The organism is Pantoea sp. y20 (assembly GCF_054903455.1).
In genome coordinates this window covers 931,472-954,672 of the sequence record NZ_CM142816.1, presented here as the reverse complement: position 1 = coordinate 954,672, position 23,201 = coordinate 931,472, and the positions used below count along the sequence as shown (strand labels likewise).

The 23,201-nt window shown below is 56.9% G+C and carries 25 protein-coding genes and 2 pseudogenes; 10 read left to right on the top strand and 17 right to left on the bottom strand.

Translation table 11 applies throughout. The features are described from left to right. The gene (gene fadE / locus ACYAC5_RS04320; protein WP_271460144.1) at nt 1-2,445 is read left to right on the top strand and encodes an acyl-CoA dehydrogenase FadE; all 2,445 of its coding nucleotides are present in this window, start codon (nt 1-3) and stop codon (nt 2,443-2,445) included. A 35-nt stretch (nt 2,446-2,480) separates the two neighbouring features. Here fadE and ACYAC5_RS04315 read toward each other — a convergent pair. Together ACYAC5_RS04315 and ACYAC5_RS04310 are read right to left on the bottom strand one after the other, a co-directional pair. Next, a pseudogene (locus tag ACYAC5_RS04315) lies at nt 2,481-2,654 on the bottom strand (hypothetical protein); the annotation flags it as partial. Next, nucleotides 2,606-2,746 carry a hypothetical protein gene (locus ACYAC5_RS04310; protein WP_192415402.1) on the bottom strand — a complete coding sequence of 47 codons (141 nt, stop codon included), beginning with the start codon at nt 2,744-2,746 and terminating at the stop codon, nt 2,606-2,608. The gene ACYAC5_RS04310 and the pseudogene ACYAC5_RS04315, both read right to left, overlap by 49 nt. A gap of 213 nt (nt 2,747-2,959) precedes the next feature. On the opposite strand from ACYAC5_RS04310, the gene ACYAC5_RS04305 reads away from it, so the two are divergent. Genes ACYAC5_RS04305 through ACYAC5_RS04295 form a run of 3 tightly spaced genes read left to right on the top strand, consistent with a single transcriptional unit; the run spans nt 2,960 to nt 4,220 of the window. Continuing rightward, the gene (locus ACYAC5_RS04305) at nt 2,960-3,481 is read left to right on the top strand and encodes a DUF2778 domain-containing protein (RefSeq protein WP_192415404.1); all 522 of its coding nucleotides are present in this window, start codon (nt 2,960-2,962) and stop codon (nt 3,479-3,481) included. Beyond that, nucleotides 3,456-3,728: a hypothetical protein gene (locus ACYAC5_RS04300; protein WP_277974563.1), complete on the top strand. Its 273-nt coding sequence runs from the start codon at nt 3,456-3,458 to the stop codon at nt 3,726-3,728. Before ACYAC5_RS04305 ends, ACYAC5_RS04300 begins: the two co-directional genes overlap by 26 nt. Further along, nucleotides 3,729-4,220, top strand: coding sequence for an Hcp family type VI secretion system effector (locus ACYAC5_RS04295; RefSeq protein WP_101762526.1), 492 nt, complete (start codon nt 3,729-3,731; stop codon nt 4,218-4,220). A gap of 315 nt (nt 4,221-4,535) precedes the next feature. Here the strand turns inward: ACYAC5_RS04295 and ACYAC5_RS04290 are convergent. Together ACYAC5_RS04290 and mtnK are read right to left on the bottom strand one after the other, a co-directional pair. Further along, a pseudogene (locus tag ACYAC5_RS04290) lies at nt 4,536-4,622 on the bottom strand (hypothetical protein); the annotation flags it as partial. Between the two features lie 83 nt (nt 4,623-4,705). Further along, nucleotides 4,706-5,905 carry an S-methyl-5-thioribose kinase gene (gene mtnK / locus ACYAC5_RS04285; protein WP_192415406.1) on the bottom strand — a complete coding sequence of 400 codons (1,200 nt, stop codon included), beginning with the start codon at nt 5,903-5,905 and terminating at the stop codon, nt 4,706-4,708. 105 nt (nt 5,906-6,010) lie between these two features. Here mtnK and mtnA point away from each other — a divergent pair, with 105 nt between their 5' ends. Further along, nucleotides 6,011-7,030, top strand: a complete 1,020-nt coding sequence (mtnA, locus tag ACYAC5_RS04280; protein WP_192415408.1) for an S-methyl-5-thioribose-1-phosphate isomerase — start codon at nt 6,011-6,013, stop codon at nt 7,028-7,030. 128 nt (nt 7,031-7,158) lie between these two features. Here mtnA and ACYAC5_RS04275 read toward each other — a convergent pair whose 3' ends face one another. Genes ACYAC5_RS04275 through ACYAC5_RS04265 form a run of 3 tightly spaced genes read right to left on the bottom strand, consistent with a single transcriptional unit; the run spans nt 7,159 to nt 8,997 of the window. Next, nucleotides 7,159-7,701: a 1,2-dihydroxy-3-keto-5-methylthiopentene dioxygenase gene (locus tag ACYAC5_RS04275; RefSeq protein ID WP_101762530.1), complete on the bottom strand. Its 543-nt coding sequence runs from the start codon at nt 7,699-7,701 to the stop codon at nt 7,159-7,161. A gap of 1 nt (nt 7,702) precedes the next feature. Further along, nucleotides 7,703-8,386, bottom strand: coding sequence for an acireductone synthase (mtnC, locus tag ACYAC5_RS04270; RefSeq protein ID WP_192415410.1), 684 nt, complete (start codon nt 8,384-8,386; stop codon nt 7,703-7,705). Further along, nucleotides 8,383-8,997: a methylthioribulose 1-phosphate dehydratase gene (locus ACYAC5_RS04265; protein WP_101762532.1), complete on the bottom strand. Its 615-nt coding sequence runs from the start codon at nt 8,995-8,997 to the stop codon at nt 8,383-8,385. The genes mtnC and ACYAC5_RS04265 overlap by 4 nt, the downstream gene beginning before the upstream one ends. A 131-nt stretch (nt 8,998-9,128) precedes the next feature. Here ACYAC5_RS04265 and ACYAC5_RS04260 point away from each other — a divergent pair, with 131 nt between their 5' ends. The 4 genes from ACYAC5_RS04260 (at nt 9,129) to ACYAC5_RS04245 (ending at nt 11,904) form a co-directional block, all read left to right on the top strand. Beyond that, nucleotides 9,129-10,289, top strand: a complete 1,161-nt coding sequence (locus ACYAC5_RS04260) for a pyridoxal phosphate-dependent aminotransferase (protein WP_462062455.1) — start codon at nt 9,129-9,131, stop codon at nt 10,287-10,289. Further along, a complete protein-coding gene (locus tag ACYAC5_RS04255; RefSeq protein WP_110867813.1) occupies nt 10,277-11,047 on the top strand; it encodes an amidohydrolase in 771 nt (256 codons plus the stop codon). Before ACYAC5_RS04260 ends, ACYAC5_RS04255 begins: the two co-directional genes overlap by 13 nt. Before the next feature lie 132 nt (nt 11,048-11,179). Beyond that, complete coding sequence (locus tag ACYAC5_RS04250) at nt 11,180-11,491, top strand: type II toxin-antitoxin system HigB family toxin (protein WP_312464612.1); 312 nt, start codon at nt 11,180-11,182, stop codon at nt 11,489-11,491. Then, nucleotides 11,488-11,904: a helix-turn-helix domain-containing protein gene (locus tag ACYAC5_RS04245; protein ID WP_137386846.1), complete on the top strand. Its 417-nt coding sequence runs from the start codon at nt 11,488-11,490 to the stop codon at nt 11,902-11,904. The genes ACYAC5_RS04250 and ACYAC5_RS04245 overlap by 4 nt, the downstream gene beginning before the upstream one ends. Nucleotides 11,905-11,947: 43 nt before the next feature. Here ACYAC5_RS04245 and katG read toward each other — a convergent pair whose 3' ends face one another. From katG to hpxU, 10 genes are all read right to left on the bottom strand, one after another. Further along, nucleotides 11,948-14,146: a catalase/peroxidase HPI gene (gene katG, locus ACYAC5_RS04240; protein ID WP_110867814.1), complete on the bottom strand. Its 2,199-nt coding sequence runs from the start codon at nt 14,144-14,146 to the stop codon at nt 11,948-11,950. A gap of 142 nt (nt 14,147-14,288) precedes the next feature. After that, nucleotides 14,289-14,624 (bottom strand): hydroxyisourate hydrolase, encoded by a 336-nt coding sequence (gene uraH, locus ACYAC5_RS04235; protein ID WP_101762537.1) that lies wholly within the window; start codon nt 14,622-14,624, stop codon nt 14,289-14,291. Further along, a complete protein-coding gene (gene uraD / locus ACYAC5_RS04230) occupies nt 14,621-15,115 on the bottom strand; it encodes a 2-oxo-4-hydroxy-4-carboxy-5-ureidoimidazoline decarboxylase (protein ID WP_462062453.1) in 495 nt (164 codons plus the stop codon). The genes uraH and uraD overlap by 4 nt, the downstream gene beginning before the upstream one ends. Before the next feature lie 2 nt (nt 15,116-15,117). After that, a complete protein-coding gene (gene hpxK, locus ACYAC5_RS04225) occupies nt 15,118-16,383 on the bottom strand; it encodes an allantoate amidohydrolase (RefSeq protein ID WP_462062452.1) in 1,266 nt (421 codons plus the stop codon). Further along, nucleotides 16,380-17,615 carry a pyridoxal-phosphate-dependent aminotransferase family protein gene (locus tag ACYAC5_RS04220; protein ID WP_462062451.1) on the bottom strand — a complete coding sequence of 412 codons (1,236 nt, stop codon included), beginning with the start codon at nt 17,613-17,615 and terminating at the stop codon, nt 16,380-16,382. The genes hpxK and ACYAC5_RS04220 overlap by 4 nt, the downstream gene beginning before the upstream one ends. Nucleotides 17,616-17,636: 21 nt before the next feature. Next, nucleotides 17,637-18,368: an amino acid ABC transporter ATP-binding protein gene (locus tag ACYAC5_RS04215; RefSeq protein ID WP_101762541.1), complete on the bottom strand. Its 732-nt coding sequence runs from the start codon at nt 18,366-18,368 to the stop codon at nt 17,637-17,639. Further along, the gene (locus ACYAC5_RS04210) at nt 18,349-19,005 is read right to left on the bottom strand and encodes an amino acid ABC transporter permease (protein ID WP_097097590.1); all 657 of its coding nucleotides are present in this window, start codon (nt 19,003-19,005) and stop codon (nt 18,349-18,351) included. The genes ACYAC5_RS04215 and ACYAC5_RS04210 overlap by 20 nt, the downstream gene beginning before the upstream one ends. Continuing rightward, nucleotides 19,005-19,670 (bottom strand): amino acid ABC transporter permease, encoded by a 666-nt coding sequence (locus tag ACYAC5_RS04205; RefSeq protein WP_061717544.1) that lies wholly within the window; start codon nt 19,668-19,670, stop codon nt 19,005-19,007. The genes ACYAC5_RS04210 and ACYAC5_RS04205 overlap by 1 nt, the downstream gene beginning before the upstream one ends. Before the next feature lie 3 nt (nt 19,671-19,673). Continuing rightward, entirely contained in the window at nt 19,674-20,459 is a 786-nt protein-coding gene (locus ACYAC5_RS04200; RefSeq protein ID WP_097094836.1) for a transporter substrate-binding domain-containing protein, read from the bottom strand. Nucleotides 20,460-20,651: 192 nt separating this feature from the next. Beyond that, nucleotides 20,652-21,491 (bottom strand): MurR/RpiR family transcriptional regulator HpxU, encoded by an 840-nt coding sequence (gene hpxU, locus ACYAC5_RS04195; RefSeq protein ID WP_462062948.1) that lies wholly within the window; start codon nt 21,489-21,491, stop codon nt 20,652-20,654. A gap of 121 nt (nt 21,492-21,612) precedes the next feature. Here hpxU and ACYAC5_RS04190 point away from each other — a divergent pair, with 121 nt between their 5' ends. Beyond that, nucleotides 21,613-23,199, top strand: coding sequence for a gamma-glutamyltransferase family protein (locus ACYAC5_RS04190; protein WP_462062449.1), 1,587 nt, complete (start codon nt 21,613-21,615; stop codon nt 23,197-23,199). The last annotated feature ends 2 nt before the right edge of the window (nt 23,200-23,201 follow it).

Below are 23,201 nucleotides of genomic sequence, written 5' to 3'. Positions count from 1 at the left end.
ATGTTGGTTGCCTCAATCGTTGCGACGCTAATCCTGCTTAGCGTGTTGTTCTACCACCAAATTTCGCTTCAGCTGAGCAGCGTAATTCTGCTGCTGTGGACCGGCGCGCTGGCGGCCGCTGACCTATGGACGCCATGGATGCTGCTGCCGCTGGCGATTATTCTGCTGCCATTTAACCTGCCGGTGATGCGTCGTAGCCTGTTCTCGAAACCGGCGCTGCATAGCTTCCAGAAAGTGATGCCGCCGATGTCGCGCACCGAAAAAGAGGCGATCGACGCTGGCACCACATGGTGGGAAGGCGACCTGTTCCGCGGCAAACCGGACTGGCAGAAGCTGCACAACTATCCGCAGCCGCGCCTGACCGAAGAGGAGCAGGCCTTTATCGATGGTCCGGTCGAAGAAGCGTGCCGCATGGCGAACGATTTCGAAATCACCCATGAAATGGCCGATCTGCCGCCGGAGTTGTGGGCGTATCTGAAACAGCATCGCTTCTTCGCCATGATCATTAAGAAAGAGTATGGCGGCCTGGAATTCTCCGCCTATGCGCAGGCGCGCGTGCTGCAGAAACTGGCGGGCGTCTCCGGCATTCTGGCGATCACCGTTGGCGTACCGAACTCACTCGGCCCCGGCGAACTGCTGCAACATTACGGTACCGATGAGCAGAAAGATCATTACTTGCCGCGTCTGGCGCGCGGTGATGAGATCCCGTGCTTTGCACTGACCAGCCCGGAAGCGGGTTCGGATGCCGGCGCGATTCCCGATACCGGCGTGGTGTGCATGGGCGAGTGGCAAGGTCAGCAAGTGCTGGGCATGCGTCTTACCTGGAACAAGCGCTATATCACACTGGCACCAATTGCCACCGTGTTGGGCCTGGCGTTTAAACTCTCCGATCCGGAGCACCTGCTGGGCGAGACTACAGAGCTTGGCATCACTTGCGCACTGATCCCAACGCACACGCCTGGCGTAGAGATCGGCCAACGTCACTTCCCGCTTAACGTGCCGTTCCAGAACGGTCCGACGCGCGGTAAAGACATTTTCGTACCCATCGACTACATCATCGGCGGCCCATCCATGGCCGGTCAGGGCTGGCGCATGCTGGTGGAGTGTCTTTCAGTCGGTCGCGGCATCACGCTGCCTTCAAACTCAACCGGCAGTCTGAAAAGCATTGCGCTGGCGACCGGTGCCTATGCGCACATCCGCCGTCAGTTCAAAGTCTCTATCGGCAAGATGGAAGGGATCGAAGAGCCGCTGGCACGCATTGCTGGTAACGCCTACGTGATGGATGCTGCCGCAACGCTAATCACTAGCGGCATTATGCTCGGTGAAAAACCGGCGGTGCTATCGGCGATTGTGAAGTATCACTGCACCCATCGCGGTCAGCGCGCGATTATCGACGCGATGGATATCGCTGGCGGTAAAGGCATTATGCTGGGCGAAAACAACTTCCTGGCGCGGGCTTATCAGGGCGCACCGATCGCCATCACCGTAGAAGGTGCTAACATCCTGACGCGCAGCATGATCATCTTCGGCCAGGGCGCGATCCGCTGCCATCCGTGGGTGCTGGAAGAGATGAACGCCGCAGCGAAAAACGATTTGGTGACCTTTGACCGCGCGCTATTCAGCCATATTGGCCACGTAGGCAGTAATAAAGTACGCAGCCTGTGGCTGGGCTTAACCGGCGGCCGCACTAGCGCCACACCAACCCGCGACGCCACGCGCCGCTACTATCAACACCTTAACCGTTTGAGCGCCAACCTCGCGCTGCTGTCAGATGTATCGATGGCGGTGCTGGGCGGCAGCCTGAAACGTCGTGAACGTATCTCGGCGCGTCTCGGCGATGTGCTGAGCCAGATGTATCTGGCCTCCGCCACCCTGAAGCGCTATGACGATGAAGGCCGCAACGAAGCCGATTTGCCGCTGGTACATTGGGGCGTGCAGGATGCGCTGCATCAGGCCGAAGTGGCGATGGATGATTTGCTGCGTAACTTCCCGAACCGCATGGTGGCCGGTGCGCTGCGACTGGTGATTTTCGCCGGTGGTCATCACTGCCCGGCACCGTCAGATAAACTGGACCACAAGCTGGCGAAACTGCTGCAGCTGCCTTCTGCGACCCGTACCCGTTTGGGCCGCGGCCAATATCTGGCACCAAGCGCACATAATCCTGCAGGTCAGCTGGAGCAGGCGCTGCAGGATGTGATGGCCGCCGAAGTGATTCACGATCGTTTATGCAAGCAGCAGAAAAAGCATCTGTCATTTACCCGACTGGATGCGCTGGCACAAGAGGGCCTGAAAGCGGGCTGGATTGATGAGAGCGAAGCGCAGGTCTTGATCCGTGCGGAAGCCAGCCGTTTGAAAGCGATTAACGTCGATGATTTCGCGCCGGAAGCGCTGGCGGTGCCAAAGCCGCAGACGAAATCCAACCCGCGGGCCAGTGAAGCCGCTTAAAACACAAAAGCTCCGCATGGAGTAATGCCAGTCAGTTAAGCCTGACTGGCATTTTTTCTTTTGGCTGTCGGGTACTTCCAGGGCCTCTCTTTCTCCACTCTCGGCAATGACCTCTCCCGTCGCCCCGCAGTTTGACTATCTGGTTTTTTGCTGCGCAGCGTCAGCCGGTCATTCTGCAGCCCCTGCTTGATTTCCCGATACCGGAGCTCTCTACTTCGGCGACGGCGCGCACGGCGGCTTCACTGCAGCTGAGTTTGGTGGCGGCGTTCTTAAAATCCTGATCGGTCAGCGTCTGCGACATAACGAATATCCTGTTTGTGTCGCACGTCTTGCGCGAAAGGGGGATTGTTCGTTGAGATTCTCTATCTCTCGTTGTTGTTTTAACAACGCCAATAGCAAAGCGTGATCGTAAAAGCTTTATTGATCACCAACTCTAATTATTTCTGGTCCTGACAATCTGAGGGATGTAACGTAAACATCAGTTACTACATGGATTAAAGGTTAGGGATTAACGATGCCAATTATTGGTAAGATGATTTTGAACGGCGCAGATTTCGTGCCGTTGAATCTGTATGGCGTGGGCGTCTTCATGGCGTTTTCCGGAAAAGGTGCCTACAGAAATATTCCTGCATGTATGGCCGTCCCAAACGTTGGGCCTATCCCACCGGGTAAATACTGGATTGTTGAGCGTGGGAGGGGTGGCCTGCTTTCATGGGCTAAGGCAAAGTCACAGGATTTATATAACCGCGTTTTTAACGGTGCTGAATTTGATCGCGACGAATGGTTTGCTTTATATCGTGACGATCTGAGCATTGATGATGAAACGTGGATTAATGACGTCAAACGCGGATTATTTCGCCTTCATCCCGGCCGCGTATCTGAAGGATGTATAACTCTCCACCTTAATTCAGACTATGCACTAATTCGTAATGCCCTTCTGATAACAGCGCCGATCCCGGTTCCTTGCATGAAAAATTTAATGGCGCGCGGATACATTGAGGTGGTTGCCGGTGGTTATTCAAACACTTGCCCGTAGAGCGGCCAAAGTCGCTTTTTTTCTCGCGCTGATGCTCGTTGTCGCCCGTACTCTGGGCCCGCCAGAGTTATGGTTTAACGAACAATTAGCCTTGAAAATCGGCCAAATGATCTACGGGAATGAAGAGATTGGAGCGGATCGTTTTTACGACATCTATTTCTACATGTCCGTATGCACAGTGATTCCCATCACGGTTGTTATTTACATTTTAACAATGAAGTTAATCAAAAAAATAAGGAGCAAATAAATGCCAATTCCTCCGTATATGTGGCTTAAAGACGATGGTGGCGCGGATATTAGAGGTTCTGTCGATGTTCACGAACGTGAAGGCAGCATTGAAATTATCGGCCTGAGCCACGGTATTAACCTGCCGGTAGACACCGCTAACGGCAAAATAACCGGCACGCGCCAGCATTCATCAATGATGATCGAGAAAGAGGTGGATAGCTCAACGCCTTATCTCTATAAAGCAGCGGCCACCGGCCAGACGCTGAAAAGCGCCGAAATTCGTTTCTACAACATCAGCGATGCGGGCCAAGAGGTGTGCTATTACACCGTGCTGATGGAAAACGTGAAAGTCACCGGCGTTAACTGCGGCGTGGCCAACACAAAACTGTCGGGCAATGACAAGCTGAACCACACGGAAAGCGTCAGCCTGCAGTATGAAAAAATCACCTGGCGTATTGTGGATGGTAATATCCAGTACACGGACGCATGGAACGAACGTCCTTCTGCGTAATCCGTTAGTAATTAACTTTCACTCAGCAAATAAAGCTTTTCCAAAGAACTTCGAAGAATTTTAAGCCTTGCCACAGTCTGAACGTGACAAAATGATCGCAAGCGCTGATGTTTTTAGCATCGACTTAAACGTTCACACCGATAAGATTGTGCGTGGCCGCCTGGATGACATCAACGCAGGAAAATTACTGTCATTGAATCGTCCCTTCAGCTGTTACCGAATGAGCCGGGTGTTGAACACATCGTTATGAAGCTAAAAAATCCAGCTTAAACGTGAAATAAAAAAAGCCCCGGAAACGGGGCTAATGCCAGTCAGTTAAGCCTGACTGGCATTTTTTCTTTTGGCTGTCGGGTACTTCCAGGGCCTCTCTTTCTCCACTCTCGGGAACGACCTCTCCCGTCGCCCCGCAGTTTAACTATCTGTTTTTTTGCTGCGCAGCGTCAGCCGGTTATTCTGCAGCCCTGCTTGATTTCCCGACGCCAGCATTAACCCGCCTGACGAATCCGCGCAATCAGCGCATCCACATCAGCAACATGATCGGCAGCCAGAATCAGCGTGCGTCCCAGCGTGATACAGCTGCGAATACACTCGGTGCGCATGGTCTGATCTTCAATCTGTTTGAAATCCGCAACGTGAGACATTCCCACCGTGCGGCGGATCAACTCGGTACCGCAATAACCCAAGGTATCGCGCCACACTTTGCGCAGGAAAGATTCGGCGTAACCGGGATAGGCCAGCGCCACATCGCGGGTTTTCTCTTTCGCCAATTCCAGGAAGCGGCTGGCAAACTGATTACAGATATCCTGCACGTCATTCAGACGACGTTCACGCCCTTCTGCCGCCTCACGCGGTGCCAGCAAGCCCGGCAGGCAGCAGTAGTTGATCAGCAAGTTGCCTATCGCGCTGCCGACATCAAAACCTATCGGCCCAAAGTAACCAAACTCCGCATCAATCACTTTCAGGCTGCCATCGGCGACAAAGATGGAACCGCTGTGTACATCGCCATGCAGCAAGGCTTCCGCATCGGCGAAGAAACGGTGTTTGAGACCGGCCACGGCGATTTTTAGCGCATCGTCGCTGCGCAGGCTGACCACCAGCGATTCCAGCGCCGCAGGATATTTGTTGCGCTCATGGTCAATAAACGGATCGTTGAAGAATAAGTCTTCGGTGATTTCGCACATTTCCGGATTAATGAAACGCGCCACTTCGGCTTTTTTCTTATGCGGATGCAGGAAGAAATCGGAGGTATGGAACAGCGTCTGCGCCAGATATTCGCCAACCTGACGACCGGCCTGCGGATAATACGCACCCTTCACCAATTCGCTCCGCCAGATACGATGACTGGAGAGATCCTCCATCACCATCACCGCCAATTCGGCATCGTAATGAGTGACGTTGACGGTGTGCTGCGGGCAATGTTTGTAGTGCTCAATCAACGTCTGCGCTTCGAGACGCGCACGATCCAGCGTGAGTGGCCAGGATTCACCGACACAACGTACATAGGGCAGCGCCTGTTTTACCACCACGCGGCTGCGGCCTTGATTATCGAAAATTTTAAACACCAGGTTGAGATTGCCATCCCCGATCTCCTCGGCGCTCACCAGCGCTGACGGATCGTCCACGCCGCCAAATTGTTGAGCATATTCCACAGCATCGGCAGCATTGAACGTACGGTATTGCGACATTGCCTGTTCCTCGATTATCGATAGTAATAAGCCGTTCAGACGTCTATACATCCGCTACGCATGTTGGCACAATAGCCAGCATTAACGCAACAGGGATTTCACACCATGCAAACACTTCGTACCACCAGCCTTGAGGTTCGCGATAATCAACTGTGGATCCTTGACCAGCAGGCGCTGCCACAACAACAAAACTGGCTACCCGCGCACAGCGTTACAGAGTTGGTCGAGCACATTCATGCCTTGCGCGTGCGCGGTGCGCCGCTGATTGGCCTCTCAGCCAGTTTGCTGCTGGCGCTGCTGGGTGAGCAAGGCGCAGCGCGCGCAGAATTAGTGACGGCGCTTGAGGTGCTGCGCGCGGCGCGCCCAACGGCGGTGAACCTGATGAATAACCTTGATCGCATGAAAACTGCGTTGGCCGAAAGTGATTTCGTCACGGCGCTGAGCCGCGAAGCACTGCGTCTGGTGGCCGAAGATAAGCAACTGTGTGACAACATCGCCCGCGCCGGCAGCACGCTGGTAAAACCGGGCAGCCAGCTGCTGACGCACTGCAATACCGGCGGGCTGGCGACTGCGGGCGTCGGCACGGCGCTCGGCGTTATCGCTTATGCCCACCAGCAAGGTTTGGTAAAAAATGTCTGGGTGGATGAGACGCGGCCGCTGCTACAAGGTGGCCGTTTAACCGCGTGGGAGCTGGGTGAGCTAAACATTCCTTATCAGCTGATTACCGACTCGATGGCCGCCAGTCTAATGGCGCGCGGCGTGGTCGATGCTATTTGGGTCGGCGCGGATCGTATCGCAGCGAATGGTGATGTCGCGAACAAGATTGGCACCTATAGCCTGGCCGTGCTGGCGCACTATCACGGTATTCCGTTCTACGTCGCCGCACCGCACACCACGCTAGATAGTCAATGTCCAAACGGCGACGCCATCCCTATCGAGCAGCGCGCCGCCAGCGAAGTGACCGGAGTTGCAGGCAGTTTTGGTAGCGTGCAGTGGGCACCGGAAAGTGCGGCAGTCTATAACCCGGCCTTTGATGTGACGCCAGCGGCGTTGATTAGCGGTTGGGTGCTGGATACCGGTGTGGTAACGCCTGCGCAGGTAGAGGAAGGGATATTTTTGCCGTAAATAGGCGCAATTTTCCCCTCACCCCGGCCCTCTCCCGCAAGCGGGCGAGGGGGAAAACCATACTTGCCTGTTTGCACGATCGGTTCCCTCTCCCACTTGTGGGAGAGGGTTAGGATGAGGGCAAAAAATCACGCCAAACGCGGATACGCATCAGCAATCTTATCGCCGGTGAAATTCGCGACCCAGCCTTCCTGATTATCGAAAATGCGGATCGCGGTAAAGTGCGGCTCAGAACCCATATCAAACCAGTGCGCCGTGCCAGCGGGCACCGAGATCAGATCATTCTTCTCACACAAAATCTGATACACCTCGCCCTCCAGATGCAGACAGAACAGCCCTGAACCTTCAACAAAGAAGCGTACTTCATCTTCGCTATGCGTATGTTCGTTAAGGAACTTGGTGCGCAGCACCTCTTTCTGCGGATTATCCGCACGCATGCTCAGCACATCCCAGCTCTGATAGCCCTTCTCGGCCACCAGACGATCAATCGCATGTTGATAGGCGTTAATCACCGTCTCTGCATCAGGATCCGCCCCCAAATCGCGATCGGCTTCCCAGCGTTCAAAGCGCACGTTTTTCGCGTTAAGACGCTCGCGAATCGCCTCGGCATCGGTGCTGTGCCACACCGGTTGCTGGGCTTCGGTATCGGTAAAAATGGTCAATGCACTCATGTTAAATCGACTCCGGTTTAATCTGGGAAAAATCGTTGACCTGGTGATGACGACTGGCGTTATCCGCCGCGCCACGAATTAACTGCACGGTATGCCAGCCCGCATCCGCTGCCGCATCCAGCTCCTGATGAATATCCGACAGGAACAGCAATGACGCAGGCGCAAGGCCGATTTTTTCGGCGATATTGCGATACGATTGCGCTTCACGTTTCGCGCCGACGCCGGTATCAAAATAGCCGCTGAACAGCGAGGTTAAATCACCTTCATCGCTGTAGCCAAATAACAGTTTTTGCGCGGCGACCGATCCCGAGGAATAAACATACAGGCCAATCCCCTGCTGCTGCCAGCGCGCAAAAGCCGGCAGCACGTCGGGATAGAGGTGGCCGGTGAACTGGCCTTCAACGTAGCCGGCGCGCCAAATCATGCCCTGCAGGGCTTTGAGGCCCGGTGACTTGCGATCCTCATCGATATAATTCGTGAGTGTGGTAATCAGCTCCTCCAGCGTGGCCTGAGGCGCAGCGGACTCTGCACGCACCGCGTTGAGTGCGGCGGCGACGTTTTCATCGGTATGATTTTCCCGCACGTACGCCGCTAAATGCTGACGCGCATAAGGGAACAATACCTGATGCACAAACTGGATATCGCTGGTGGTGCCTTCAATATCGGTAACAATGGCGCGGATCATTTGGCCTCCAGCAGGCGACGTTGCAGTTCACATTCAAACAGAAATTCCAGACCTTCCAGATGGCGACGCGCTTCGTTCACGTCCTTGCCCCAGCAGGTCAAACCGTGGCCGCGCAGCAGAAAACCATATTGCAGCGGCGTAGCGGCGGCAAAAGCTTCAATGCGCTGCGCCAGCGCCGTCATGTCCTGATCGTTATCGAACAAGGGAATGGCGATGGTGTTCAGATGCGTCTGCTGCCCGGCCAGCGTTTTCTGCATCTCATAACCACTGAGCAGCAGCGCATCGCCCTTCTCCACCCGCGACAGCACCGTCGAGTTGACCGTGTGCGTATGCAGCACCGCACCCGCCTGCGGAAACAGGCGATAAATCAAGGTATGCAGGCCGGTTTCCGCCGAAGGCGTGCGGCCCGATGGCACGGCGTTGGTAGCGATTTCAACCTGGATAAAATCATCGCGCGTCAGGCTGCCTTTATCTTTGCCGGACGCACTCAGCAGACAATACTCCGCGTCCTGCCGCACCGACATATTACCGCCGGTCGCAGGTGCCCAGCCTTTGCCACCAATCCAGTGGCAGGCGGCCACTAAATGTTCCAGTGGAAGAAAATCCGTCATAGCGATATACCGACTCCGCAGGTTAGTTTAGACGTCTAAGCGTCTCGATTGCCAAATGTTAACATCCTGTTTATAGTGGCAGCAACACAGGGTTTCTCCGCAACGACATTCGCGCTTAAGGCCACAAAACAATGACGCAGCACAACCTGATCCCCGAGAGCAAATTACCGGCGCTCGGCACCACCATCTTTACGCAAATGAGTGCGTTAGCGCAGCAGCACAACGCCATCAACCTGTCGCAAGGCTTCCCCGATTTTGACGGTCCGCGCTATTTGCAGGAGCGCCTGGCGCATCACGTGAGTCAGGGCGCCAACCAATATGCACCGATGATCGGCGTACTGCCACTGCGTGAGGCGATTGTTGAGAAAACCGCTGCGCTTTACGGCCACACGCCTGACGTCAACAGCGATATCACCGTGACGACGGGCGCGACAGAAGCGTTGTACGCGGCGATCACCGCGCTGGTGCGTCAAGGTGATGAAGTGATCTGCTTTGACCCAAGCTACGACAGCTACGCGCCTGCGGTGCAACTGGCGGGCGGCGTGTTAAAACGCATCGCCCTGCAGCCGCCGGGTTTCCGCGTTGACTGGCGCGAATTCCGCGGCCTGCTGAGCAGCAAAACCCGCTTAGTGATCCTGAACACGCCGCATAATCCGTCCGCCACCGTGTGGCGCAAAAGCGATTATGCCGAGCTGTGGCAGGCGATTGCGGAGCAGGAAATCTATGTGCTGAGCGACGAAGTGTATGAGCACATCTGTTTCACTGAAGAGGGCCACGCCAGCGTGTTAGCGCATGCTGAACTACGTCAGCGAGCCATCGCGGTGTCATCTTTTGGTAAAACCTTCCACATGACCGGCTGGAAAGTGGGTTACTGCATTGCCCCGGCGGCGATCAGCGCTGAAATCCGCAAGGTGCATCAATATCTGACCTTCTCGGTGAATACGCCGGCACAACTGGCGATTGCCGACATGCTGCGTCAGGCGCCTGAGCACTATCGCGAACTGCCAGAGTTCTACCGCGCGCGCCGCGATCGCTTTATCCAGGCGCTCTCCGCCAGCCGTTTCAAGCTGCTGCCGTGCGAAGGCACTTACTTCCTGCTGGTCGATTACAGCGCCATTTCCGATCTGGATGACGTGAGCTTCTGCCAGCTGCTGACCAAAGAAGTCGGCGTGGCGGCGATTCCGCTGTCGGTGTTCTGCGCCGAACCTTTCCCGCACAAGCTGATTCGCCTGTGCTTTGCCAAACAGGAAGCAACGCTCGACGCCGCTGCGGAGCGCTTATGTCAGCTTTGAAAATTACCGTTCTGCAGGAAACCCTGAGCTGGATGGATGGCGCGGCTAACCTGCGTCATTTCGACGGTGTGCTGAAAGGCATTACAGGCCGCGACATCATTCTGCTGCCGGAAATGTTCACTACCGGTTTTGCTATGGAAGCTGCCGAAAGTTCGCTGCCGCAGGATGACGTCGTGGCGTGGCTGCACGCGCACGCGCAAACCAGCAATGCGTTAGTCGGCGGCAGCGCCGCAATCCAGACGGAAAAAGGCGCGGTGAACCGCTTCTTGCTGGTCGAGCCAGACGGCACGTTGCATCAGTACGACAAACGTCACTTGTTCCGCATGGCCAATGAACATCAGCACTATGTGGCGGGTGAAACACGTGAAGTATTTGAGTGGCGCGGCTGGCGGATTCTGCCGCAAATTTGCTACGACCTGCGCTTCCCGGTTTTTTCGCGTAACCACAACGATTACGATTTGGCGCTGTATGTCGCCAACTGGCCGGCACCGCGTGCGCTGCACTGGCAATCGCTGCTGTTAGCCCGTGCAATTGAAAACCAGGCTTATATCGCCGGTTGTAACCGCGTCGGCAGCGATGGCAATCAGCATCAATACAGTGGTGACAGCAGGATTATTTCGCCGCTGGGTGAGATTCTGGCGAGTGGAGAGCCCTTTGCGCGTGCGCGTCTTGATGCGGAACTTTCGCTGGAGGAGCTGCAAGCCTACCGCGAACGCTTCCCGGCATGGCGCGATGCGGATGGGTATACGCTGAAGTAGCCTCTTTGCCGCGTGGACGCTGCGCAGCACATTTTCCCCTCTCTTAAAAACCCGCTAAAATTTTGTTTCCTGCTTGGAAACATGGCATTGTTGCGCTACCATGTTTCCATGTTGGAACATGTCGAGGGAATGATGCACGTTATCTCAAGGAAAGTGTTTACAGAAGCGACACGGAGTTTTCCAAATGATGCAGCAGCATTGGATGCCACTTATCGAACTTTAAATGGCAACGATTTTGCCGATCCAGATGCGCTCAGAGCCTTTTTTCCAAGTCTTGACCGAATGAAATACCGGGCGAAATGGTGGGTGATTAACATAGGCGGAAATAATCTCAGAGTGATGTTTTTTGCTGATTTTATAGCCCAACGAATCTTCATTAAACACGTTGTAACGCATGCCGAGTATGACAAATGGGTAAAGCATTATCGGGAGAACAAAGAATGATTGCCGAAGCCATCCAGGCCAGCAACAATCTGATTAAAGCCGTCCCGCTGCTGGGCGGAAGTAACGCGAAAGCTGATTATGAGCAGGCGTTAGAACTGGTGGAGTATCTGATTGAACATCAACCTGATCATCCGCTGATTGAAATGCTCACCGATAAAGTGGCGAAATATGAAGATAGTGCGCCGGAATTTGCCGCGTTCAACGCGCGTGTCACTGCATTACCTGGCGGTGTCGCGTTACTGCGGGTGTTGATGGATCAACATAATCTCAATCAGTCATCCTTCGTGAATGAAATTGGTCAGCGTTCTTATGTAAACCGAATTTTGAAAGGAGAACGTTCGTTGACAGACAAACACAAAGCCGCGCTGGCTAAACGTTTTAACCTGCCTTTCGAAGCGTTTCGCGAAGATTAAAAGAGGAAGCCGCAGCAGAGAAATCCGCTGCGGCTTTTTAAGCTTACAGCTCGAAGCGATCCAGATTCATCACTTTGGTCCAGGCGGCAACGAAGTCGGTCACGAACTTCTGCTTCGCATCGCTGCTGGCGTAAACCTCGGCCAGCGCGCGCAAGATAGCGTTCGATCCAAACACTAAGTCGGCACGTGTCGCAGTGAACTTCACTTCGCCGCTCAGACGATCGCGACCTTCAAACAGCTCTTCGCTCTCATCGGTGGCTTTCCACGCGGTGCGCATGTCGAGCAGATTAACAAAGAAATCATTGCTCAGTACGCCAACGCGATCGGTGAATACGCCGTGCTGGCCGCCGTCGAAGTTGGTGCCCAATACGCGCAGGCCACCGAGCAACACCGTCAATTCTGGCGCGCTCAGCGTCAGCTGTTGGGCTTTATCCAGCAGCAGCGTTTCGGTTGAAGAACCTTTGGCGCTGCGGCGATAGTTACGGAAACCATCGGCCAACGGCTGCAGGAAGTTGAACGACTCAACGTCGGTTTGATCCTGACGCGCATCCACACGGCCCGGCGTAAACGGCACTTGCGTTGCCACGCCAGCGGCTGAAGCGGCCAGTTCGATACCCACGCTACCTGCCAGTACAATGACATCGGCCAACGATGCTTTGCCTGATTCCTGCTGAATCTTTTGCAGGATTGGCAGCACATCATTGATTACGCTGGCATTCACCGCCCAATCTTTCTGCGGCGCTAACGCCAGACGCGCACCGTTGGCTCCGCCACGTTTGTCACCGCCACGGAAGGTGGAGGCTGAAGCCCAGGCCACTGAAACCAGCTGGCTGACGCTCAGACCTGAAGCCGCAATGCGCGCTTTAATCTCGCTGATATCAGCCGGCGTTGGCTGATGAATCGCCTGCGGTAATGGATCCTGCCACAGCAGATCTTCCTTCGGCACTTCCGGGCCGATGTAACGCGCTTTTGGTCCCATATCGCGGTGCGTCAGTTTGAACCAGGCGCGGGCAAAGGCTTCGTTGAACGCCTGCGGATCGTTGAGGAAGCGGCGCGAAATCTTGCCGAACTCTTCATCGAAACGCAGCGTCAGATCGGTCACCAGCATAGTTGGTTTACGTTTTTTCTCTGGATCAAACGGATCCGGGATAATCGCTTCGGCATCAACCGCTTCGAACTGGATGGCGCCTGCTGGGCTGCGTGTCTGTACCCATTCGTATTTGAACAGGTTCTCGAAGAAGTAGTTGCTCCACTGCGTGGGAGTTTGCGTCCACACCACTTCCAGACCTGAAGTGATGGCATCTTTACCCACGCCGCTGCCATAGCTGCTGGTCCAGCCAAGGCCCTGCGCTTCAATCGGTGACTCTTCAGGATCAACGCCCACGTGGCTGGCTTCTGCCGCGCCGTGGGTTTTACCCAAAGTATGACCGCCAGCAATCAGCGCCACGATCTCTTCGTCGTTCATGCCCATGTTGCCGAAGGTGGCACGAATCGCCGGCGCCGCTGATTTTGGATCGCCGCTGGCTTCCGGTCCTTCCGGGTTGACGTAGATCAGGCCCATTTCGGTAGCGCCCAGCGGTGCATTGGCCAGCGCTTCTGGATGGCGATGCGCCAGCCATTCGGTTTCGTGGCCCCAATCCACATCCATATCCGGTTCCCACACGTCTTCACGACCGGCACCAAAGCCGAAGGTGCGGAAGCCGGCGTTTTCCAGCGAGACGTTACCCGCCAGGATGTAGAGATCGGCCCAGGAAATTTTTTGACCATATTTCTGTTTTACCGGCCACAACAGGCGACGCGCTTTATCGAGGCTGACGTTATCCGGCCATGAGTTCAGCGGCGCAAAACGTTGCTGACCGCGACCTGAACCGCCACGACCATCAATGGTGCGATAAGTACCCGCGCTGTGCCACGCCATGCGAATGAACAGCCCAATGTAGCTGCCCCAGTCGGCTGGCCACCAGGATTGCGAATCGGTGAGAAGTGCGCGGATATCGGCTTTTAACGCGGAGTAATCCAGTTTGCTGAATTCGTCGCGGTAGTTGAAGGTGTCACTAAGCGGGTTGGAACGGTTGGAGTGCTGGTTTAACAGATCGACGCGTAACATATTAGGCCACCAGTCGCGGTTGGATGTCCCGCCACCGGCGCCGCGCGCCAGAACACTCTTCTCTTCAGACGCCCCGTGATGAAAGGGGCACTTGCCTGCGGCTGCTGCATTATCGTTATTGTCGTGCGTGCTCATGTTTATCGGCTCCATTGGCTTCATATTGCTTTCTAATATGCGACTAAGATTAGCCGCACTTTCGCCAGGAATATATTTGGATGAACCGAAGGTTTTGATAGTTACTGGCTTTCAAGCGCAGCGCGTGAAGTGGCGCACATTATCAGCTGCCGCGATAAGTCGACCACGACCACGGCGAGATGAGAAACGGCAGATGATAATGGCTGCCTGTGGCGCCAATCACGAAATCAATCTGCGCACTCACGTAGAGCGCATCGCGCCCTTCGGCAGCAAAGTAGTCGCCAATTTCCGCCGTCAAACGGTAATGACCTGGCGCCAGCGGTTCGGGCGTCAAATCTTTAATGCGTCCGTCACTGTCGGTGTTGCCTTCCACCAGCGGCAGCCAGCCTTCCGGGCTATTTTGCTCGAGCGAAACCGCCACGCCAATCGCCGGTTTGCCCAGCGCGGTATCGAGAATATGCGTCGTAATGGTGCTCATGTGATGCTCTCCTTTAGCCGCAACAGGGTAATTTCACGCAGCTGCGCCAGCGCTTCACGCTGTTCACTCGCTGCATCATTGTTAAGCCGACGCTGCAATTCTGCCAGCATCTCTTCGCCGCTGCGCCCTTTGGCACGAATCAGAAACACCCGGCCAAAGCGCTGCTCATAGGTTTGATTGCCCGCCAGCATCGCCAATTGCAGCGCGCCGTCCGCCTGCTGCATCGCCGACTGCTCACTGCGCGACAGCGTGGCCTCTTTGTCCGCGCCCGCCAAGTTGTCGCCAATGCGTGGATGGGCACTCAGCGCCTGCTCAAGATCAGCGGCTTGCCACAACTGCGCCAAACGATCGGCTTCGGCCTGTAAAGCCGCAACGTCGGCAAAAGGTCGCGCCGCCACCAGCGCCTGCTGCCAGGCGGGAATCGCCACGCAGTGCGCAATCGCCGCCTGCGCAGCTTGAGGTGAAAGCTGATTAAAGTTGACCAAATCCATCTTTATTCCTTAGCGCGCGCAATATCGCAAACCGCTTGCAGATAGGCCTGCACGCCCAGTGCCACATCAGCGGTTTGTACCGATTCCGCCGGATGATGGCTGATGCCGCGATGGTTGCGCACAAACAGCATGCCCACCGGCCAGCGCTCGGCGATAGCAATTGCATCATGTCCCGCGCCGCTCGGCAGCGACAGGCTGCGCCCTTGCACGGTTTCTACCGCGTGGCTCAGCGCCTGCTGCAACCGCGCATCACAGGCGGTAGCGGCAATGTGGTAATACTCGTTGGCGCTGAAGGTTAAGCCGCGACGCAGCGCAATGGCCTGCGCCTGGGTGAGCAGCGTGGAGAGTAAACGCTCCAGTGGCTCATCCTGCGGACCGCGCACGTCGAGCGACAGCTGCACTTCACCGGGGATGACGTTGACCGCGCCCGGCAAGCAGCTCAGCGTGCCGACGGTCGCCACCAGCTGCGGATCGTGCTCTTGCGTGGTGTGCTCAATAAACACCATCCATTCAGCGGCAGCGGCCAGCGCATCTTTGCGATGCGTCATCGGCACGGTGCCCGCGTGACCCGCTTCACCGATAAAACTGCAGTTCAGACGACGCGCACCGTTGATCGCCGTGACCACGCCAAGCGCCAAATCTTCCTGCTCAAGACACGGACCTTGCTCGATATGCAGTTCCAGATAGGCGGCGATGTCATTGACCTCACGCGCCGCGTCGTGAATCTTCGCCGCATCGAAACCGACATCCTGCATCGCTTCCGCCACGGTGATGCCGTTGCCATCCGGGTGCGTCACCCAGCTTTCCGGCCAGCTGCCGGTTATGCCACGGCTGCCGAGCAGCGTAATGCCGAAGCGGGTGCCCTCTTCGTCGCCGAAGCCGACAATCTCAATCGCCAGCGGCAAACGCTGCTGCCGATCGTGCAGCCACTGCACGGTTTCAATGGCGCTTAACACGCCGAGCATGCCGTCGTAGCGACCGGCATTGCGCACCGTATCCAGGTGCGAACCGAGCAGCAGCGCCTGCGCGCCCGCCTGCGCCGCTTCGTAGCGACCGCAAATGTTGCCCACCGCGTCCTGCCACGTCGTCATGCCCGCAGCCTGCATCCATTCGCCAACGCGCGCGTTGGCACGCAGCTGCTCCGGCGACAGATAAACGCGCGTCAGGCCATCTTCGCTTTCGCTGATCTCAGCCAGCGCATCACAGCGCGCCATGACGCGAGCGGCGGCGATCTGCGCCTCGCTGGCGGTCATCAGGCTTTTATTCATGCGCGGCTCCCGTAAAGATCCCACGCCGCCTGCATCCCCGCGCCTTGCGTGGTGCGGAAGCCAACATGATTCAGCACCGCTTCCAGCGCGCTCAGGGTTTGCATCACGCAATCTTTACGCGCGTTGTAGCCCATGGTGCCGATGCGCCACACTTTGCCATGCAGTGGACCAAACGAAGTGCCGATTTCGATACCGAAATCTTCCAGCACCAGCTTGCGCACCTGATCGCCATTCACGCCCTGCGGGATCACCACGCCGAGCACGTTATTCATTTTGTGTTTTAAATCGCCAAAGGTTTCGAGGCCCATGCCCTGAATGCCTTTCAGCAGCGCATCGCCGTGCAGCTTGTGGCGCGCGATGCCGTTATCTAATCCCTCTTCCATTATCAGACGCGCACATTCACGCGCGCCAAACAACGCGGTGGTGGCTTCGGTGTGATGATTGAGGCGCTCCGGGCCCCAGTAATCCATGATCATGCCGAGATCGAAATAATTGGAGTAGATCATCTCGTCGTCACCATCCTGATGATCGGCGGTGCGGATGCCCTCTTCCACGCATTTGCGCTTGCGGATCACCGCTTCCATCTGCGGGCTCAGCGTGATTGGCGACGTACCGGATGGACCGCCAAGGCACTTCTGCATCCCGGCGGAGACCGCATCCAGGCCCCACGCATCGGTTTCCAGCGCATTACCGCCGAGCGACGCGGTGGCATCGGTGTAGAACAGCACGCCATACTTCCGGCAAATCGCGCCCAGCGCTTCCAGCGGCTGCAGCATGGTGGTGGACGTATCGCCCTGCACCGTCAGCAGCAGGCGCGGCTGCACTTTTTTGATCGCGTCTTCAATCTGGTCCGGCGTAAACACTTCACCCCACGGCACTTCAATGGTGTGCACCTCCGCGCGGCAGCGGCGGGCAATTTCACACAGCAGATGACCGAAACGGCCAAACACCGGCACCAGCACTTTGTCGCCCGGACGGATCGCCGACAGCAGGATCGCTTCGATACCGGCGCGTGACGTGCCGTCGATCAGCATCGTCCAGCGGTTTTCAGTGCGGAATACACCACGGTACAGCGCCATCACTTCGTTCATGTAGTGCGTCATCGCCGGATCGTACTGGCCGATCAGCTGGCTCGACATGGCGCGCAGCACGCGCGGATCGGCATTGATCGGGCCCGGTCCCATCAACAGACGCTGTGGCGGATTGATTTGCGAAAATTGGCTGATATCCATGTTGTATTCCTTAATGAAAGCTTAGAGGCGCACGGTAGAGATAAACTGCTTCAGCTCCGCGGTTTGCGGATTGGCGAACAGCGTTTTGCTGTCGCCCTGCTCCCAGACGCGCCCCTGATGCATAAAGACCACGCGATCGCCCACGTCGCGGGCGAAGTTCATTTCATGGGTGACAAGAATCAACGTCATGCCTTCGGCGGCCAGCTGCTCCAGCACTTTCAGCACTTCGCCCACCAGTTCGGGATCGAGCGCGGAGGTGATCTCATCACAGAGTAAAACTTTGGGCTGCATCGCCAGCGCACGGGCAATCGCCACGCGCTGCTGCTGACCGCCCGACAAATTGGCCGGATAGTAATTGATGCGCTCACCGAGGCCGACTTTCTCCAGCATCTGCGTTGCCAGCGCACGGCATTCGGCTTCACTTTTCTTCAGCACGCGGCGCGGCGCCAGCATCACGTTTTCCAGCGCCGTCATGTGCGGGAACAGGTTGAAGTTCTGGAACACCATGCCGACCGAACGGCTGATTTCACGCGCCTGCGATTCGCGGTCGGTAATTGTCATACCGCCGAGTTTGATGCTGCCTTCCTGATAACCTTCCAGCCCGTTCATGCAGCGCAGCAGGGTACTTTTACCCGATCCGCTGCGGCCGATAATCGAGATCACTTCGCCGTGATCGACATCGAGATCGACACCTTTCAAGACGTGGTTGTCGCCGTAGTACTTCTGTACCTGATTAATGGTGATGAGCGGCATTGAATTTTTTCTCCAGGTACTGGCTGTAACGCGACAGCGGATAACACATCAGGAAGTAACCGAGCGCTACCAGGCCAAACACCTTGAACGGCTCATACGTCACGTTATTCAAAATGGTGCCGGCTTTGGTCAGCTCGACGAAACCGATAATCGAGGCCAGCGCGGTGCCTTTAATCACCTGCACGGCAAACCCAACCGTAGGCGCGATGGCGATACGAATCGCCTGCGGCGCGACCACGCGAAACAGCGTTTGACCAAAGGTCAGGCCGAGACAGCGCGACGCTTCCCACTGCCCTTTTGGCAGGGCACGAATGCTGCCGTACCAGATATCCACCAGAAACGCGCTGGTGTAGAGCGTTAAGGCCAGCGAGGCGGCGGTCCATGGCGCCACGTCGATGCCGAACAAGCCGACGCCGAAGAAGGCGAGGAACAGCTGCATCAGCAGCGGCGTGCCCTGAAACAGCTCGGTGTAGGCGCGCACCAGGCGCATCGGCCATTTACGCTTCAGCAGGCGCATAAACAGCAGCGGCAAGGTCACCAGCGTGCCGCCAAAAAACGCCACCAGCGAAAGTAAAATTGTCCAGCGCGCTGCCAGCAGCAGGTTGCGCAGGATGTCCCAGTCGGTAAATTGCGTCATCATGCCGGCTGCGCTCCCAACCATTTACGTCCCAGCGCCAGCAGCAGTTGGCGCATGGCAATCGACAACGCCAGATAGATCAGCGTGGTCACGAAATAGACTTCAAAACTCAAAAAGGTGCGCGACTGAATCAGGTTGGCGGCGAAGGTCAACTCTTCGTACGACACCTGCGACACCACCGACGAGCCGAGCATCACAATGATGCATTGGCTGACCAGCGCCGGATAAATACGCTGCAGCGACGGCGGCAACACCACGCGGATAAAGGTTTGCGTGCGGGTCAATCCCAGCACGCGCCCCGCTTCCCACTGACCGCGCGGCGTCACCTGAATGCCGGCGCGAATAATTTCGGTGCTGTACGCGCCAAGGTTAATCAACATCGCCAGCAGCGCGGCTTCGCCCGCCGTCAGTTTCAGACCCAGATTGGGCAACCCAAAGACGATGAAAAACAGCTGGACCACAAACGGCGTATTACGAATCAGCTCGACGTACAGGCCCCAGATGCGGCTCGCCCAGCTCGGTTTGCCGCTGCGCAGCGCCGCGCCGAGAATACCGAGGCTGACACCGCCCACGGTGGCGAGCACGGTGATCTGAATCGTGACCCACAGTCCGGCCAGCAACTCTGGCCAGTGCGGCCAGAGATCGGCGAAGTTAAGTTGCGCCATACTTTATGCGCCGAGGTTCGCTGGCAGCGGCGCTTTCAGCCACTCTTCCGACAACTTGTTCAGCGTGCCGTCTTTGATGCCCTGCTCAATCAGCGCATTCACTTTCTCTTTCAGCGCCGGCTCATCTTTTTTCAGGCCGATGTAGCACGGTGAATCTTTCAGCATAAACTGGGCAACCGGCGCTTTTTCGGCGTTCTGGCGCGCAATCGCCGCCACTACCAGGTTGCCCGTCGCAACGTACTGCACTTGTCCGGAAAGGTAGGCCGACAGCGTGGTGTTGTTATCTTCATAACGCTTCACCTGCGCCTCTTTCGGGGCGATATCGCTTAACACCATATCTTCCACTGCACCGCGCGTGACGCCGATCGATTTGCCGCTCAGCGCTGCCGCATCTTTCAGCGTTTCGCCTTTCGGACCAAATACGCCGAGGAAAAACGGCGCGTAAGCGCGGGTGAAATCGATCACTTTTTCACGCTCGGCGTTTTTACCCATGCTGGAGATCACCAGATCGACTTTATCGGTCTGCAGATACGGCACGCGGTTGGCACTGGAAACGGGCACCAGCTGCAACTTCAGTTTCATCTGTTTGGCGAGATACTTCGCCATGTCGATATCGTAGCCCTGCGGCTGCAGGTCAGTACCCACGGAACCGAACGGCGGGAAGTCTTGCGGAACCGCCACGCGGATCACGCCGCGCTTTTGGATATCCTGCAGCTGATCGGCCATCGCACTCCCGACCTGCGCCATCAGCAATGCCGCGCCCGCTACCGCTAATAATACTTTTTTCATTATGCACCCCGGTGAGTTTACGTGAAACAAAAGATTCTTGATGAATCATTCTGCAACTAATGTGCCAACCGCAGTGCCGGGAGAAGAAAGGGGAAAAAACGGGGTTTTACCGCGTTGAAGGCAGCAAAAACGGGCATCGCGCCCGTTGGAATTAACGATCAAAAACAGTGCAATGCACCACAATGGCGCCCGTTAACGGTGTTCCAGCTCGTCAAGATGCTGATAAAGATCGGCAATTTGATGGATACGCTGACGGCCCTGCGACAACATTTCGTGCAGTAACGCATTTGCCAACAGGTTAATCAGGCTCATGGCGGAGGCGTAGCTATCAAAAGCGGAAACGCTGTCGAGCGGCGCACAAAGCTGCCAGCGCGCCAGCGTAATAATCCCCTGCGCCTGCGGCTCACACAGCGCCAGCACCGGAATGTTGCTCTGCTGCAGCTGCTGCATCAGCGGGCGAATGATGCGTGGACGGCGGCGAAACGCCATCACCACCACGATATCGTCGGGCGTGATATCCACCAGCTCTTCGCCCAACGTCTGGCCCGGCTGCGGCAGCACATGCACCTGCGGACGCGCCTGCATCAGCTGCTGACGCAGGTGCAGCGCCACCGGATAGGCGTTACGCATGCCGATGATAAATACCCGTTTTGCCGCGCCCAGCGCGCTAATCACCTCGCCAAACTGCTGCGGATCGATGCTGTTGACCCACTGCGTCAGGTTGGCCATCTCCTGCTTATAGTGGCGTGACAGCAAGGTGTTGCCCTGCACCGCATCGCGGTTGTCGGTGAGCGGCATGCCGCTCTGGCGCAGGATGCGCAGCTCGTCGCGCATGTCCTTATATTTCTCGTAACCGAGACGCTTGAATAAACGGCTGACCGTGGCCTTCGACACACCGCTCAGCCGCGCCAGCTCGGCGCTGTTGTAGCTGATCAGGTCATCAAAATGGTCAAACACGAAGTCGGCAATGCGCTGCTCCTGCGGCGACAGTTGCGGATATTGACTACGAAGGCGTTCATCAAGTTGTTTCATCATCGGTCCTGTAACTTTCGTTTCATCACAAGCTAGCATAAATCGATCCAGATTGATGTCCGTTCAAAACTGGAACAGCTCTTGCTTCCCATTAACCACGTACCCAGAAAAAGAGTTCTTTATGATACAGAGCAACATGGCGCCGTTAGGCATGGCCGTTACGCCGCACCATCTCGCCAGCGAAAGCGCCTTAGCCGTACTGCGCGAAGGCGGCAATGCGCTGGAAGCGATGGTGGCCGCCGCTGCCACCATCGCCGTGGTTTACCCGCACATGAACGGTTTGGGCGGCGACGGCTTCTGGCTGGTGGTGCCGCCAAACGGCGATCCCATCGCCATTGACGCCAGCGGCGCAGCCGGTTCGCTGGCACATCTTGATTTCTACCATGGCGAAACGCAGATTCCGCATCGCGGCCCCAAAGCCGCCTTAACCGTGGCGGGTACCGTCAGCGGCTGGCAGGAAGCGTTGACGCTGGCGCAGGAACTTGGCGCGACGCCGCTGCCGTTAACCCGTCTGCTGCGCGATGCAATTCGCTATGCCGCCGACGGCATTCCGGTCACCGCCTCGCAAGCCGCCGCCACCGCCGCCAAACAGCACGAGTTGCAGCATCAACCTGGTTTTGCCGCCACCTTTTTACCGGATGGCAGCGTGCCGCTTGCCGGCAGTCGCTTCACCCAGTCGGCGCTGGCGAATACGCTGAGCATGCTGTGCGATCACGGGCTGGAAAGTTTCTATCGCGGTGAACTGGCGCACCATCTGGCGCGCGAAATGACTGCGCTGGGGATGCCGATCACGCTGGAGGATTTGCAGACGCACCAAGCCCGGCGCTGCACGCCGCTGCATTTGGCACACAGTGAAGGCGATATCTGGAACATGACGCCGCCGACGCAGGGTTTGGTGTCGCTGGCGATCCTCGGCATTACCGATCGGCTGAATATGGCTGACGCAGATGAAGCGCAAACCGTGCACCGCATCGTCGAAGCCACTAAAAAAGCCTTTGCGCTGCGTGACAAGCACATCACCGATCCGCGCCACATCGACATTGATGTGCAGCGTCTGCTGGATGAGGAACACCTCAGCACGCTGGCGGCGCAGGTGGACGATCAACAAGCCGCTGCGTGGGGCACCGGGCGCGGGCCGGGCGATACCGTGTGGATGGGCGTGATGGACAGCAGCGGATTAGCCGTTTCGTTTATCCAGAGCGTTTATCACGAATTCGGCAGCGGCGTGGTGCTGCCCGGCACCGGCATCACCTGGCAAAACCGGGGTGCCGCCTTCAGCCTGCAACCCGAACATCTGCTGGCGCTGCAGCCGGGCAAACAGCCGTTCCACACCCTCAATCCCGCTGCCGCGCGTCTCAAAGATGGCCGCACCATGGTGTACGGTTCGATGGGCGGCGACGGCCAACCGCAAACCCAGGCGGCGATTTTCACCCGTCACGTGATTCAGGGACATCCGCTACAGCAGGCGGTGAGCGCGCCGCGCTGGCTGCTGGGTCGTACGTGGGGACAATCATCCGATTCGCTCAAGCTCGAAGCGCGCATCGCGCCGGAAACGGTGCAGCAGCTGCGTGCGCTCGGCCATGAGGTTGAACTGCTACCCGATTTCAGTGAAGTAGTCGGCCATGCGGGCGCGATCGTCAGACACAACAACGGCATGCTGGAAGGCGCGTTCGATCCGCGCAGCAACGGCAGCGCCGCCGGTTTCTAACG

Bases quoted from the DNA above. Each gene is read 5' to 3' on its own strand.
- fadE (WP_271460144.1), top strand. From the start codon at position 1: ATGTTGGTTGCCTCAATCGTTGCGACGCTAATCCTGCTTAGCGTGTTG.
- ACYAC5_RS04310 (WP_192415402.1), bottom strand. From the start codon at position 2,746: ATGTCGCAGACGCTGACCGATCAGGATTTTAAGAACGCCGCCACCAAA.
- ACYAC5_RS04305 (WP_192415404.1), top strand. From the start codon at position 2,960: ATGCCAATTATTGGTAAGATGATTTTGAACGGCGCAGATTTCGTGCCG.
- ACYAC5_RS04295 (WP_101762526.1), top strand. From the start codon at position 3,729: ATGCCAATTCCTCCGTATATGTGGCTTAAAGACGATGGTGGCGCGGAT.
- mtnK (WP_192415406.1), bottom strand. From the start codon at position 5,905: ATGTCGCAATACCGTACGTTCAATGCTGCCGATGCTGTGGAATATGCT.
- mtnA (WP_192415408.1), top strand. From the start codon at position 6,011: ATGCAAACACTTCGTACCACCAGCCTTGAGGTTCGCGATAATCAACTG.
- ACYAC5_RS04275 (WP_101762530.1), bottom strand. From the start codon at position 7,701: ATGAGTGCATTGACCATTTTTACCGATACCGAAGCCCAGCAACCGGTG.
- mtnC (WP_192415410.1), bottom strand. From the start codon at position 8,386: ATGATCCGCGCCATTGTTACCGATATTGAAGGCACCACCAGCGATATC.
- ACYAC5_RS04265 (WP_101762532.1), bottom strand. From the start codon at position 8,997: ATGACGGATTTTCTTCCACTGGAACATTTAGTGGCCGCCTGCCACTGG.
- ACYAC5_RS04260 (WP_462062455.1), top strand. From the start codon at position 9,129: ATGACGCAGCACAACCTGATCCCCGAGAGCAAATTACCGGCGCTCGGC.
- ACYAC5_RS04255 (WP_110867813.1), top strand. From the start codon at position 10,277: ATGTCAGCTTTGAAAATTACCGTTCTGCAGGAAACCCTGAGCTGGATG.
- ACYAC5_RS04250 (WP_312464612.1), top strand. From the start codon at position 11,180: ATGCACGTTATCTCAAGGAAAGTGTTTACAGAAGCGACACGGAGTTTT.
- ACYAC5_RS04245 (WP_137386846.1), top strand. From the start codon at position 11,488: ATGATTGCCGAAGCCATCCAGGCCAGCAACAATCTGATTAAAGCCGTC.
- katG (WP_110867814.1), bottom strand. From the start codon at position 14,146: ATGAGCACGCACGACAATAACGATAATGCAGCAGCCGCAGGCAAGTGC.
- uraH (WP_101762537.1), bottom strand. From the start codon at position 14,624: ATGAGCACCATTACGACGCATATTCTCGATACCGCGCTGGGCAAACCG.
- uraD (WP_462062453.1), bottom strand. From the start codon at position 15,115: ATGGATTTGGTCAACTTTAATCAGCTTTCACCTCAAGCTGCGCAGGCG.
- hpxK (WP_462062452.1), bottom strand. From the start codon at position 16,383: ATGAATAAAAGCCTGATGACCGCCAGCGAGGCGCAGATCGCCGCCGCT.
- ACYAC5_RS04220 (WP_462062451.1), bottom strand. From the start codon at position 17,615: ATGGATATCAGCCAATTTTCGCAAATCAATCCGCCACAGCGTCTGTTG.
- ACYAC5_RS04215 (WP_101762541.1), bottom strand. From the start codon at position 18,368: ATGCCGCTCATCACCATTAATCAGGTACAGAAGTACTACGGCGACAAC.
- ACYAC5_RS04210 (WP_097097590.1), bottom strand. From the start codon at position 19,005: ATGACGCAATTTACCGACTGGGACATCCTGCGCAACCTGCTGCTGGCA.
- ACYAC5_RS04205 (WP_061717544.1), bottom strand. From the start codon at position 19,670: ATGGCGCAACTTAACTTCGCCGATCTCTGGCCGCACTGGCCAGAGTTG.
- ACYAC5_RS04200 (WP_097094836.1), bottom strand. From the start codon at position 20,459: ATGAAAAAAGTATTATTAGCGGTAGCGGGCGCGGCATTGCTGATGGCG.
- hpxU (WP_462062948.1), bottom strand. From the start codon at position 21,491: ATGAAACAACTTGATGAACGCCTTCGTAGTCAATATCCGCAACTGTCG.
- ACYAC5_RS04190 (WP_462062449.1), top strand. From the start codon at position 21,613: ATGATACAGAGCAACATGGCGCCGTTAGGCATGGCCGTTACGCCGCAC.